We start from the raw sequence: 12,695 nt of genomic DNA, 5'->3' as shown, positions 1-12,695 counted from the left end.
AAACATTAAGCACATTCCTTCTGAAAGTCTTGTAATAATGCCGCATAGTCTTCAATCGCTAAACGTGGGCCAAATTGCGAAACCACCTGACTGGAAATTAAAATCGCCAGTTCAGCCGCAGTTTTAAGACCTAGGTTGGCATTCAAGGCATACAGGAAAGCCCCGGCAAATGCATCACCGGCACCATTCGCATCTACTGCAGTAACTTTGCGGCCAGGCACTTTAAATGTATTGTCGTGATCCGAAATAAGTGCACCCTCGGCTGACAATGTAATGACAACGTGTTGACTGAGTGTTTTTAATTTAACTAGAGCCGCGTCAATATTATCGGTCTCTGTATACATCAGGGCTTCTTGCTGGTTACACAGCAACAGGTCGACACCTTCTGCAATCATTTCATCCAGACCGGCACGCGCATATTGCACCATGGCAGGATCCGATAAAGTTAAAGCAATTTTAACTCCGTTAGCGCGGGCAATTGCACGTGCCTGTTTGACGGCATGGCGTGCTGTTTCAGAAGTCGATAAATAACCTTCGATATATAGCCATTTCGCAGTATTTAGCGCACTAAAATCAATTTGTTGATCCGTGAGTTCAGCAGTAATACCTAGATAAGTATGCATGGTACGTTCAGAATCAGGACTCACCAGAACCATACAAGTTCCCGTTACACCTTCGCTGATCGACTGGATTGTGGTCTGAATGCCTGCATCATTTAAACCTTTCAGATAGATTTGCCCCAGTTCATCATTACCAACACGGCAACCATAAAATGCAGAACCGCCAAGTGCAGAAAATGCCACGGTAGTGTTGGCTGCTGAACCGCCTGAAGCCTGACCCTTATAAACTTGAGTCGCTTGAAGATTTTGATAAAGTCTGGCCTGAGTATCACCATCTGTCAGCTGCATGGTGCCTTTTTGCAAGTGATGTGCAGTTAAAAAGTCGTCAGACACTTTAAATTCTTGGTCAATCAGCGCATTACCAATTGCAAAAAGATCAACATTTGCCATGTTCAAATATCACATTAAAAATGAAAGTGCCAAGTTTACACGATTGCTTGGGATTGCTGTAGTTTGCTGAATCATTTTCAAATATTTTCCAAAAATGCTGTATTTTATTCAGTGACTATCTTTGGTCTAAGATTTGACTTATTTTTATGCACTACGTTGCTGTAGCATTGATTTAAGCATCAAATTTTATTTATAAGGATATATCGCGTTCGACATGATACTTTAAAGTCGTTCTGCGAAGATCATTCTTCACAATCATTTCAAATAGTGTGCGTATATGGATATTAAAATTGTAAAAGTTGAACAACTTCCTGACCAGGTCGAAACGCTAGCGACCCTTGCGCGTAAAGAAGGCTTAGATGTGTTGGATAAGTTAATTGAAGAATATCGCACCGGTAAAAACTGCTTTGCTCAAGCCAATGAACATTTACTGGTCGCGCATGATGGCAAAAAACTGATTGCCTGTGGTGGCCTAAACCAGCAATGGGGCGATAATGGCATTGAAGAGCGGATTGGTCGTGTGCGCCGTTTTTATGTCCATCCAAAATACCGGCTGCATGGGGTCGGTAAACAGCTTCTGGCTTATCTGGAACAGTTGGCAGCTCCGCATTATTCGGCCTTATGTCTGCAAACAGATACCCGACTGGCTGCCAGCTTCTATCAAAAACAGAATTATGTATTTGTGGAAAATAATCCAAGTTATAACTACTTCAAATATTTGATTTCGTGATCTTGCGGCTGTTGAGCCAGACTTAGCCAGTAAATTTGATGATTTAATTTTCAAATGATCAAGTTTACTTAATTCGATCAAAATCCTCGGTTTTCAACGTGAATAATTCAGATAACTAAAGCTATAATGTCCTTAGTTATTTTAATTAAAGCATTAGGAGATCGCATGACTGTAGATGTCACTGAAACCATTTCTCAAACTGTACATCCTGCGTTTCAGTTGTTACGTCAACAACATGTTGAAGCTTTAGACATTTTTGTGTCTGAATATAAACATAAAGTGACTGGTGCCACACATTATCACCTGGCGACCAATCACGATGAAAATGTCTTTCTGGTGGCGTTTCGTACCCAGCCGATGGATTCTAAAGGCGAAGCACATATTCTGGAACATACGGCACTTTGTGGTTCAGAAAAGTTCCCGGTGCGCGATCCATTCTTCCTGATGATCCGCCGTTCATTGAACACCTTCATGAATGCTTTTACTGCGGCAGACTGGACGGCTTATCCATTTGCAACGCAAAACAGCAAAGATTTTCAAAACCTGCTTGAAGTGTATATGGACGCGGCATTTGCAGCGAACCTGAATCCACTGGATTTTGCACAAGAAGGCATTCGCATTGAGCTGGAAAATGGCGAGCCAGTCTATAAAGGCGTGGTCTTTAATGAAATGAAAGGGGCGATGAGTTCGCCTTCAGACCAGCTTTATCATACGCTGGCGCATCATTTATATCCGCATACCACTTATCATTATAATTCTGGTGGTGATCCTAAAGATATTCCTGACTTAACTTACCAAGAGTTAGTCGATTTCTATAAGTCACATTATCATCCAAGTAATGCAGTCTTCATGACTTTTGGTAATCAATCTGCATTTGAACTGCAAGAACAGTTTGAAAAACTGGCATTGTCCAAATTCGAGCAGGGTCAGACCTTATATCCAACGCCTGAAACCCGTTTGACTGCACCATTGACTGTGACAGACAGCTATGCGGTCGATGCTGAAGATTTGCAGGACAAAACCTATCATGTGCTGTCATGGTTATTGCCAGAAGCCAGCAATATTAAACTGCGTTTGGGTATGCGTTTAGTCGAAGGGATTCTGCTGGAAGATTCAGCATCACCACTGCGTCATTATCTGGAAACCTGTGACTATGCACAGTCTAGTGGTCCATTTATGGGCGTGGATGATTCTAATTTTGAAATGACCTTCTACTGTGCGGTGCAGGGTTCAAATCCTGAACATGCAGAAGAATTTAAAAATGGCGTGTTTAAAGTTTTAGAAGATGTCGCCTCTAAACCGGTCGATCAGAACATGGTCGATGCAATTTTGCATCAAATTGAATTGCATCAGCGTGAAATCAATGGGGATGGCACGCCTTATGGTCTGAGCCTGATTCTGAGCGGTTTGGGCAGTGCGATTCATCACCGTGATCCGGTGGAAGTCTGGGATGTGGATTCCGCGATTGCTGCGGTGAAAGAAGAACTACAAGATCCAATGTGGTTATCCAACCTGATTCAAGAGCATCTGCTGGATAATCCGCATCGTGTACAACTGACGCTGGTTCCGGATGCGACCAAATCTGCCAAAGAAGCGGCCGATGAAAAAGCCCGTCTGGCTGAAATTGGCAAGAATCTGACCGAAGAGCAGAAAGCAGACATTATTGCCCAGACTGAAGCATTGAATGTGCGTCAGGATACACCGGATGACTTGAATTTATTGCCAAAAGTCGGTCTGGAAGATGTACCTGCGGAATTACAGATTGTTCAGGGCCAGTTACGCGAGATTATCTGTAATCAGGTCGATACGCCGTTGAACCTGTATCATGCCGGTACCAATGGTATTTATTATCAACAGGTTTTAGTGAATATTCCAGATGACGTGGTGCAGTCGCCATACTTCAACCTGCTTTCGATCCTGATGGGCGAAGTCGGTGCGGGTGAATATGATTATCTGGAATTCCAGCAACTGCAAACTGCAGTAAGTGGCGGTCTGGGTATGGGCGCATCGCTGCGCTCTAAAGTCGATGACAAAAACAAGATCACGGCTTGGCTGACGCTGACCACCAAATCACTGGTGAATCATTTAGATGCCATTCGTCTGTTGAAAATCGGTTTTGAACAGCTACGTTTTGATGAAAAAGACCGTATTATTGAACTGTTACAACAGCGTAAAACACGTTGGCAGTCACGTGTTTCCGGTTCGGGGCATAGCTATGCGATGCAATCTGCATCTCGTCAGCACAGTGCCTTGGCATTGCGTGATTATCACAATACTGGTCTGGGTGCATTAAACTGGCTGATCGAGCTGGTCTCTAAAATTGAAAAAGATCCGGCTGAATATGATCTGTTGATTGACGAGTTAAAACGAATTCATCGTGTCCTGTTGCAAGCACCGAAGCAGTTCCTGCTGGTGTGTGAAGAGCCACAATCTGATAGCTTGATTGAAGAAATCCAGAATGTCTGGGACAAACTGGCGGTTGATCCTGCACCGGTTGCATTGACTCAAATCGAAAAAGTGACGCATGATCAGCATGAAGCCTGGTTAATTCAGGCCAATGTCCAGTTCTGCGCGGCTGCTTATCCGGCGGTCGAAGTGGCGCATCCTGATGCTGCTGCCTTGATGGTGCTGGCAGGATATTTACGTAATGGCTTCCTGCACAGTGCAATCCGTGAAAAAGGTGGTGCTTATGGCGGTGGTGCCAGCTATGACGGCAATGCCTGTTCATTCCGTTTCTACAGCTACCGTGACCCGCGTCTGGCAGAAACTTTCCAGGACTTTGATGCCAGTATTCAGTGGTTACTCAATGCGCCGCAACAGCCACATCAACTGGAAGAAGCGATTCTGGGTCTGATTGCCAGTATGGATAAACCGGGTTCACCAGCGGGCGAGGCAATCACTGCATGTTATGCCTATCTGCATCAGCGTACACCAGCATTCCGTAAGAAATTACGTGAACGTCTGTTAAATGTCACACTGGATGACTTAAAGCGTGTTGCACAAACTTATCTGCTTGAGCAGCAGGCCACTAAGGCAGTCGTGGCGCCAGTGGCAAAACGTGAAACGCTGGAGCAGCTTGGTTTTGTAATTCAACAAGTTCTATAAATAAAAAAATGAGGATAAGGGATGGCGCTTAATTCGTTTAGGCGCTCAACTCTGCAGCTGAGCGTTGTGCTGGGCTGTACAGTTGGGACGCAAGTGAATGCGGAAGAAAAAATAGTGGTGAATAGTCCCATGCCGGCAACGGCTGAAGCTTGTGCAGCACTGGAAATCAGTGCAGAACGTCTGGCCTGTTATGATAGCTTGTTTAAAATAGTGGTTACCGATAAGCCGGTGATCGTTTCTGAACGTCGTGCAGCAGCAGAAATTGCGCCTGAACCGGATAATTTAAAAGCCAGAATGGGACAAACCGTTTCCAATATTTATGCTTCTGAAGGATCAAAGCTGACACCAAATCTGTCTTTGCTGGATAGCCGCTGGGAATTGTCTCCGGAAAGTAAACTGGGTACCTGGAACATCCGTTCTTATCAGCCAATTTACCTGATGCCCGGTTTTTGGACTTCAAAGAAAAATGAATTACCCGAGAGTGAAAATCCCAACAATATAGAGACAGAGAAACAGAATCTCACCTCAACTGAAGCTAAGTTTCAACTGTCTTTAAAAACCAAGGCCGTTGAAAATATTCTGGGGAATAATGGGGATCTCTGGCTCGGTTATACTCAGTCTTCACGTTGGCAGGTCTATAACTCGGAAGAGTCACGTCCGTTTCGTGAAACCAATTATGAACCCGAAGCAAGTTTTGTTTTGCGTACCAATTATGACCTTTTTGGTCTTAACTGGCGTATGTTGGGACTAACCATTAATCATCAGTCCAATGGCCGTTCTGACCCGTTGTCGCGTAGCTGGAACCGCGTCATGCTGAATCTGGGCTTTGAAAAAGACAATTTTGCCCTGATGGTTCGCCCTTGGTATCGCTTTGAAGAGAATCGTGACGACGATAACAATCCCGAGATCAAGAACTATATTGGACGCGGCGACATGACGGCTTTTTATCGTCATAACGAGCATGATTTTTCCTTGATGCTGCGTCATACCTTAAAAGGCGGTGATGACAATCGTGGTGCAATCCAGTTTGACTGGTCATTCCCGATCAGTGGCCGTTTACGTGGTCAATTTCAGCTTTTTGATGGCTATGGCGAAAGTTTGATTGATTATAATCATCGTGCCACTTATGTGGGCTTGGGTGTTTCCTTAATGAACTGGTTCTAAAATTCCCATTTTGAATCATCTTGCAATGAAAATAAAAAAACCATGCTGTGGCATGGTTTTTTTATTGGGTGGTTTAACCAATCTGGATTTCTGAAGGCGGATGTTTGATTCGGCTCTTTTTCGGGGTAGCAATGAAATAAGCTAAAGTCAGTGGCCCTAAACGTCCTGCAAACATTAACAGCATCAAAATAATCAAACTGGCAGGTTGCAGTTCTTCGGTTATTCCTCGGGTCAAGCCGACCGTACAGGCTGCTGACACGGCTTCAAATAACAGATCGAGAAATTCATGTTCAGGTTCCAGAATTAATAAACTCATAAAACCCATCACAATTAAGGCTGCCGTAATACAGACCACAGCCAGTGCCTTAAACGTAGTTTTTTCGGGAATAGAATGATTAAACAGACGGATTTCATCTTCACGTCTTAAAAAACTGATTACGCTAATCAATACAATAATAAACGTGCCGACTTTAATTCCGCCCGCCGTACTTAAGGAGCCGCCGCCAATAAACATCAGAAACATGGTGACGAGGGTCGATGCATCACTCATTTGCTCCATCGGTAAGCTATTAAAGCCTGAAGAGCGGGGAACAGTGGCATGGAACCAGGCATTCACGGCTTGATCGCCTAGACTCATCAGGCCCAAAGTTTGCGGATTAGAGGCTTCGAGCAGCCATAGCACAATAAACGCACTTAAGTTAAGACCCAGAATCGTCGAAAGAATGAGCTTGCTATTGGTACTTAACTTGCGCCAGCGTCTATGTTGCTTGACATCCATCAGCACCAGAAAGCCGATACCACCAATGATATACAGCATACTGATGGTAAAGGTGATCAGATACTGCCCTGAAAAGCTCATCAAGCTATTTGGAAAAAGCGAAAATCCACCATTATTGAACGCTGACACACTATAAAAGGCAGCATAAAAGAGTGCTTCACTGAACGGATATTCTCTGAGCCAGGACAAGGTCAGAATCAGCGTACCGATAGCTTCAAAAAACAGGGAATATAAAAATACCGCTTTAATGGTAAAACTGACTTTTTTCAGGCTGGTCTGGCCAATCGATTCCTGTGCCATGACTTGCTGTTTGAGCCCCATCTTGGGTGCCAGACTCATCACTGCCAGAATGGCAAAGGTCATAAAACCCAGTCCACCGCATTGCAGCAGAAACATAATGACAATCTGGCCAAATACCGTATAGGCTTCACCGACATTCACTACGGACAGTCCGGTAATGGTCACCGCAGAAGTAGCCGTGAAAATGGCTTGCAACCAGCTGATATCACCCTGATGGGCAATAGGTAACATCAGTAGCAGTGAACCGATCAGGATTAATCCGAGAAAACCCAAGGCCAATAAACTCGGCGGGCTGAGATTAATGGTTCTATGTTGCTTTAAGTCAGAACTTCTCATAGCGCTTTAAAATATCTGGCGAGATGGCGTAAAGGCTCCAGTAATCCTTCAACCACAAGAATATCGCCTTCCTGCAGAATCAGGTCGGATGCGACCTGGTATTGCACCACTGATCCGCGCTTATGTAATAAGGTGGTGATTTCAGGGGCGTGCTTCATCAGTTGGTTGAGCGGCGTAGCATGATGATCGGCATGAATCTCAATTTTGACAATATAATGATCATCTTCCAGTGCCATATAACGACTGACCATCGGGTAGCTTAAAGACTGAGCCACACGCACGCCCATATCTTCTTCAGGATGAATGATTTTCTCGACATTGAGATGGGTCAGAATCATGTGATGGGATTTGGATTTGGCTTTTACCCAGATTTTTTTGACGCCCATATTTTTCAGGTGCAATACACACAAAATACTGGCTTCAATATCTTCTCCGATCGCCACGACTACGGCATCACAACGCTGCACATTCAGTTCATCCAGCACATGCTCATCGGTTGCATCGGCAATTACAGCATGGGTCAGTTGATCAGAAATATTTTCTACATATTTTTTATTCAGATCGATTCCGATCACTTCATGATTCAGACTGATCAGTTGCGTGGCCACAGTCGCACCAAAACTACCCAGCCCAATCACTGCAAATAATGCCATGAATATTGTCCTAACTATTTTTATTACATCTCAACTTTAGTGTAAGAGAATTTCGTAAAAATTGCGCTGCTATTCAGCAAGCTATGCCGAGATAAATAGTATGATCATGATTTTGAGTTGCACATAAAAAACCGCCTCGAAAGGCGGTCTATATTTTAACAATTACTTCAGGAAGCGCTGATAGCCCAGATTATTGGTAATTTCCTGATATGGATATGTAATGGTTTCAAGGGTTTCAATCAAGCCATCCGGATTCTGCTGCGCATCGGTCGCCTCCAGACCCACCAGAACACGCCCTTCCGCAGCGCCGTGGTTACGGTAATGGAACAGGGTAATGTTATGCGTTGGGCCAAGACGTTCCAGGAACATTAATAAAGCACCAGGACGTTCTGGAAATTCCACCCGGAACAGGCGTTCATTTTCAATATCGGCATGACCACCGATCAGGTAACGAATATGCAGTTTTGCCACTTCATCATCAGACAGGTCATCGACGTCATACTGGAATTTTAGCGTTTCATAAATTTCCTGACGTTCTTTTTCACCATTTTTTAAGCTGATCCCAACAAATACTTGAGCAGCAGAGACATCACTGGCACGGTAATTAAATTCGGTAATATTGCGACCTTGCAAAGCACGACAGAAGTTGAGGAATGAACCTTTCTGTTCCGGAATCGTCACGGCAAAAATCGCTTCTTTACGTTCACCGAGTTCGGTACGTTCGGCGATATAACGCAAACGGTCGAAGTTCATGTTGGCACCGCATACAATCGACACCATATTTTTGCCTTCGATTTTATGTTCTTCGACATATTTTTTAATGCCGGCCAATGCCATAGCACCTGAGGGTTCGACAATGCTGCGGCATTCGTCATAAGTATCTTTAATGGCTGCACAAATTTCGTCGGTATTGACCAGTACCACATGTGGTTCTACGATCGGGCCAGAATTATCTGACTTTTGCAGGCGAATCACTTCAAATGGTTTTTCACCAATTTGTGCAACGGCTGTACCGTCAGCGAATAAACCCACAGAAGGTAAAATGACACGTTCATTGGCCTCTAAAGCTGCTTTTAAGCATGCCGATTCGTCATATTCCACCGGAATGACTTTGACATGCGGGGCAACATCACCTAGGTAGGCTGCCACACCTGCGATCAGGCCACCGCCACCTACCGCTACAAATACATAATCAACATCGCGCCATTGACGCAAGATTTCATTGGCAATGGTACCTTGACCCGCCATCACCAGCTCATCATCATAAGGCGGAATAAAAGTCATGCCATCTTCTTGAGCGTGTTGAATTGCATATTTGTTGGCAACGTCGAATGAGTCACCATGCAAGACGACTTCACCACCCAGACGTTTTACCGCTTGGACTTTAATATCTGGTGTTGTTTTTGGCATTACGATAATGGCGCGAATACCCAATTTTTTACCCGATAATGCCACGCCTTGCGCATGGTTGCCTGCTGAAGCTGTGATGACACCACGTTCCAGTTGAGATTTAGGCAATTGACTAATGCGGTTATAAGCACCGCGTAGCTTGAATGAAAAAACGGGTTGTAAATCTTCACGTTTAAAGCGGATGTTATTATTGAGTCGTTCGCTAATTCGTGGTGCTGCTTCGAGTGGAGTTTCGATTGCAACATCGTAGACCGTTGCTTGTAATATTTGTCGAACCAAACGAGACAGCATGTTAATTTTCCATCTAACAGTTTAAAATAGGCGCTTATTGTAACAAACCATACGGCTTTGCGGTTCGAAAATACTGCAAAAGTCCAAAATAGTTGAGTGAAGCCATGAGTCTATATGCAACCCAAGATGAGAAAAAACAAGCAGCGGCCCGTGCTGCTCTGAAACACTTACCAAAAGGCGGCATTTTAGGCGTAGGTACCGGAAGTACGGTTAACTTTTTAATCGATTTATTGCCAGAACTTCAGTTAGAAGCGGCTGTGGCAAGTTCTGAAGCAACGGCGCAACGTCTTAAGAAGTTAGGCATTGAAGTGGTCGATATGAACTCTGTCGGCGGACTAGATGCTTATGTCGACGGCGCAGATGAAATTGATCGTCATTTGCATATGATCAAAGGTGGTGGTGCAGCACTGACACGTGAAAAAATTGTGGCATCGATTGCGAAAAAATTTGTGTGTATTGTCGATGATTCAAAATGGGTCGGACAATTGGGACACGATTTCCCGCTGCCAGTTGAAGTGATTCCTATGGCACGTTCTGCGGTTGCACGTAAAATTGTCTCTTTGGGCGGTGATCCTGCATATCGTGAAGGTGTCGTGACTGACAATGGTAATGTGATTTTAGATGTGCATAATCTGAATATCTTAAATGCACTTGAGCTTGAAAAAACGCTCAACAACATTCCTGGCGTGGTCTGTAACGGAATTTTTGCGATTAATAAAGCGGACATCGCAATTGTGGCAACCAATGACGGTATTGAAGAACGTACTGCGGTTTAATCCTTTAATTTTATAAATTAAATTCCCCTAAATCTCCCTGAGCGAAGTTTTAAAGCACTGCTTTAGAACAAGTGCAAGAAGGGAGACTTTTAAAAGCCCCTCTTTGAAAAAGGAGGGTTAGGGAGGATTAAAAATAAAATCAATAAAATATGACCCCAAACCTCCCTGAAATCCAAATTACTCGAAAATTACGCGCAACACGCTTGAGACTGCGTGTAGAGCCGACGCAAATTAAATTAACTGTGCCGCAGTTTTGCACACAGCGCCAAGTTCAAGAATTTTTAAAACAATCAGAACAATGGCTGATTAAAACCTGGCAATCGCAGCAGGAAAAATTCCAAAAAATAGACCGAACGCTACCAACTGAGCTGCAGCTGTTTAATTTAAACGTACCAGTTCAGATTCATTATCAAAGCCAGAAACATAACTTTGTTTTCGATTCTGAGAAGTTACAGCTCTGTGTCAGTGATCGACATCCTGAAGAATATTTAAAAGCCTTTGTCATCAGCTATGCCAAAGAACAGCTTCCCCTATATTTAAATCTTGTCTCACAGCAATGCAATCTGCCTTTTAAAAAGTGCAATATTCGCCAACCCAAAACCCGCTGGGGCAGTTGTTCTGCTCAGCATGACATTATGCTGAATAGTGCTTTGGTGCTATTTCCCGAAGAAATTACCCGTTATGTCGCGGTACATGAACTGGCACATACCCAATATTTTGATCATAGTTCACTTTTTTGGGCGGAAGTTCAGAAACATGATGCAAATTTTCAACAGCATCGGAAAATGCTAAAAAATACGCCGTTGCCATATTGGTGGGAAGCTTAAAATTGAACTGAATAGAGAATGAGAGGGAAATAAAGGCTTAAAATAGCCTAAGCAATATAGATATTACTTTTCCATCTCTCTTTAATTTTAAAATTGTGTTCAGTGCTTATAAAAAACCAGTAATCCCCGCTGAAACAGTTTAGAAAACCTCAACTTCCTGTCATACTACGCAGTTATGAAATGGAAACTTTGATTTGAGGTAGTGATCGTGATTACTGTTGGTATTGTCGGTGGTACAGGTTATACAGGCGTTGAATTGTTGCGTCTTTTGCTACGACACCCAAATGTACAGGTGAATGTACTAACATCACGTACCGAAAATGGTCGCCGTGTAGATGATATGTTCCCAAGCTTACGCGGACATACCGATCTTCAATATTCAGATTTAAATATCGATGAACTTAAAAAATGTGATGTCGTGTTCTTTGCAACGCCGCATGGTGTCGCAATGAAACATGCCGAAGCGCTTGTGGCTGCAAAGACCAAAGTCATTGACCTGGCTGCAGATTTCCGTTTACAAGATCTGCAACAGTTTGAAAAATGGTATGGCATGCAACATGCTTGCCCAGAACTGTTGAAAGACTCTATTTACGGTTTATCTGAATTGAATCGTGAACAAATTAAACAGGCCAATGTAGTTGGAAACCCGGGTTGTTATCCAACCACGGTTCAGTTGGGGCTGGCGCCAGTATTAACATCAAGTGACGCATTAGTGAAACCTGAAAGCATTATTATTGATGCGAAATCAGGTGTGTCGGGTGCAGGTCGTAAAGCAAGCTTGGGCGGCATCTATACTGAAAATGCCGATAACTTTAAAGCCTATGGCGTAGCAGGTCACCGCCATCACCCTGAAATTGTCGAAGCCCTGGAAAATATCTCAGGTCAAAAAGATGTGTTTGATCACATTTTATTTGTTCCGCATTTGGTGCCAATGATCCGTGGTATGTTGTCGACCATCTACATCGATCTCACTGAAGCAGGACAAGCAGCAGATTTACAGGCATTGTATGAACAGTTCTATGCCAATGAAACTTTTGTCGATGTCATGCCAGCAGGCAGCTCACCAGAAACCCGTTCAGTGCGTGGTGCCAATCAGTTGCGTATAGCCTTGTACAAGCCGCAACCGACCAAGCTGGTAGTCCTGGTTGTACAGGATAACTTGGTGAAAGGTGCAGCAGGTCAGGCCGTACAAAACATGAACCTGATGTTCGGATTTGCCGAAGATGCTGGCTTAAATAATATTGGTTTATTACCATAAGAAACGTATTAGAACTTCACACACATTTAGATTTGGATTTAAATGTGTGTCTTGAAT

General features: G+C 43.7%; 10 protein-coding genes. 6 read left to right on the top strand and 4 right to left on the bottom strand.

What is annotated here, in order from left to right:
- Window positions 1-5: 5 nt before the first annotated feature.
- Entirely contained in the window at window positions 6-1,010 is a 1,005-nt protein-coding gene (locus tag FTU44_RS03190; RefSeq protein ID WP_005171110.1) for an adenosine kinase, read from the bottom strand.
- A gap of 277 nt (window positions 1,011-1,287) precedes the next feature.
- Here FTU44_RS03190 and FTU44_RS03185 point away from each other — a divergent pair, with 277 nt between their 5' ends.
- The 3 genes from FTU44_RS03185 (at window position 1,288) to FTU44_RS03175 (ending at window position 6,009) form a co-directional block, all read left to right on the top strand.
- Complete coding sequence (locus FTU44_RS03185) at window positions 1,288-1,740, top strand: GNAT family N-acetyltransferase (protein WP_005096782.1); 453 nt, start codon at window positions 1,288-1,290, stop codon at window positions 1,738-1,740.
- 165 nt (window positions 1,741-1,905) lie between these two features.
- Complete coding sequence (locus FTU44_RS03180; protein WP_005171109.1) at window positions 1,906-4,845, top strand: insulinase family protein; 2,940 nt, start codon at window positions 1,906-1,908, stop codon at window positions 4,843-4,845.
- 21 nt (window positions 4,846-4,866) lie between these two features.
- Complete coding sequence (locus FTU44_RS03175; RefSeq protein ID WP_180049479.1) at window positions 4,867-6,009, top strand: phospholipase A; 1,143 nt, start codon at window positions 4,867-4,869, stop codon at window positions 6,007-6,009.
- A gap of 73 nt (window positions 6,010-6,082) precedes the next feature.
- Here the strand turns inward: FTU44_RS03175 and FTU44_RS03170 are convergent, their stop codons facing one another.
- The 3 genes from FTU44_RS03170 to ilvA form a co-directional block, all read right to left on the bottom strand.
- The gene (locus FTU44_RS03170; RefSeq protein ID WP_074382832.1) at window positions 6,083-7,423 is read right to left on the bottom strand and encodes a TrkH family potassium uptake protein; all 1,341 of its coding nucleotides are present in this window, start codon (window positions 7,421-7,423) and stop codon (window positions 6,083-6,085) included.
- Window positions 7,420-8,076: a TrkA family potassium uptake protein gene (locus FTU44_RS03165; RefSeq protein WP_005171105.1), complete on the bottom strand. Its 657-nt coding sequence runs from the start codon at window positions 8,074-8,076 to the stop codon at window positions 7,420-7,422. The genes FTU44_RS03170 and FTU44_RS03165 overlap by 4 nt, the downstream gene beginning before the upstream one ends.
- 162 nt (window positions 8,077-8,238) lie before the next feature.
- On the bottom strand, window positions 8,239-9,777 hold the full coding sequence (gene ilvA, locus FTU44_RS03160; protein WP_180049477.1) for a threonine ammonia-lyase, biosynthetic: 1,539 nt from the start codon (window positions 9,775-9,777) through the stop codon (window positions 8,239-8,241).
- 104 nt (window positions 9,778-9,881) lie between these two features.
- Between ilvA and rpiA the strand changes: the two genes are divergently transcribed.
- From rpiA to argC, 3 genes are all read left to right on the top strand, one after another.
- Window positions 9,882-10,553: a ribose-5-phosphate isomerase RpiA gene (gene rpiA, locus FTU44_RS03155; RefSeq protein ID WP_005096791.1), complete on the top strand. Its 672-nt coding sequence runs from the start codon at window positions 9,882-9,884 to the stop codon at window positions 10,551-10,553.
- 149 nt (window positions 10,554-10,702) lie between these two features.
- The gene (locus FTU44_RS03150; protein ID WP_074382831.1) at window positions 10,703-11,380 is read left to right on the top strand and encodes a M48 family metallopeptidase; all 678 of its coding nucleotides are present in this window, start codon (window positions 10,703-10,705) and stop codon (window positions 11,378-11,380) included.
- A 202-nt stretch (window positions 11,381-11,582) separates the two neighbouring features.
- Entirely contained in the window at window positions 11,583-12,638 is a 1,056-nt protein-coding gene (argC, locus tag FTU44_RS03145; RefSeq protein WP_171304333.1) for an N-acetyl-gamma-glutamyl-phosphate reductase, read from the top strand.
- The last annotated feature ends 57 nt before the right edge of the window (window positions 12,639-12,695 follow it).

The organism is Acinetobacter sp. YH12105 (assembly GCF_013419095.1).
In the GTDB taxonomy this organism is placed as follows: Bacteria; Pseudomonadota; Gammaproteobacteria; order Pseudomonadales; family Moraxellaceae; genus Acinetobacter; species Acinetobacter pseudolwoffii.
Note: the sequence above shows the minus strand (reverse complement) of the source record. Positions and strands in the feature narration are given on the sequence as shown.

Excerpts from the sequence above, each read along its gene's own strand:
- FTU44_RS03180 (WP_005171109.1), top strand. The coding sequence starts at position 1,906 with ATGACTGTAGATGTCACTGAAACCATTTCTCAAACTGTACATCCTGCG.
- FTU44_RS03165 (WP_005171105.1), bottom strand. The coding sequence starts at position 8,076 with ATGGCATTATTTGCAGTGATTGGGCTGGGTAGTTTTGGTGCGACTGTG.
- FTU44_RS03185 (WP_005096782.1), top strand. The coding sequence starts at position 1,288 with ATGGATATTAAAATTGTAAAAGTTGAACAACTTCCTGACCAGGTCGAA.
- FTU44_RS03170 (WP_074382832.1), bottom strand. The coding sequence starts at position 7,423 with ATGAGAAGTTCTGACTTAAAGCAACATAGAACCATTAATCTCAGCCCG.
- rpiA (WP_005096791.1), top strand. The coding sequence starts at position 9,882 with ATGAGTCTATATGCAACCCAAGATGAGAAAAAACAAGCAGCGGCCCGT.
- FTU44_RS03190 (WP_005171110.1), bottom strand. The coding sequence starts at position 1,010 with ATGGCAAATGTTGATCTTTTTGCAATTGGTAATGCGCTGATTGACCAA.
- ilvA (WP_180049477.1), bottom strand. The coding sequence starts at position 9,777 with ATGCTGTCTCGTTTGGTTCGACAAATATTACAAGCAACGGTCTACGAT.
- FTU44_RS03175 (WP_180049479.1), top strand. The coding sequence starts at position 4,867 with ATGGCGCTTAATTCGTTTAGGCGCTCAACTCTGCAGCTGAGCGTTGTG.
- FTU44_RS03150 (WP_074382831.1), top strand. The coding sequence starts at position 10,703 with ATGACCCCAAACCTCCCTGAAATCCAAATTACTCGAAAATTACGCGCA.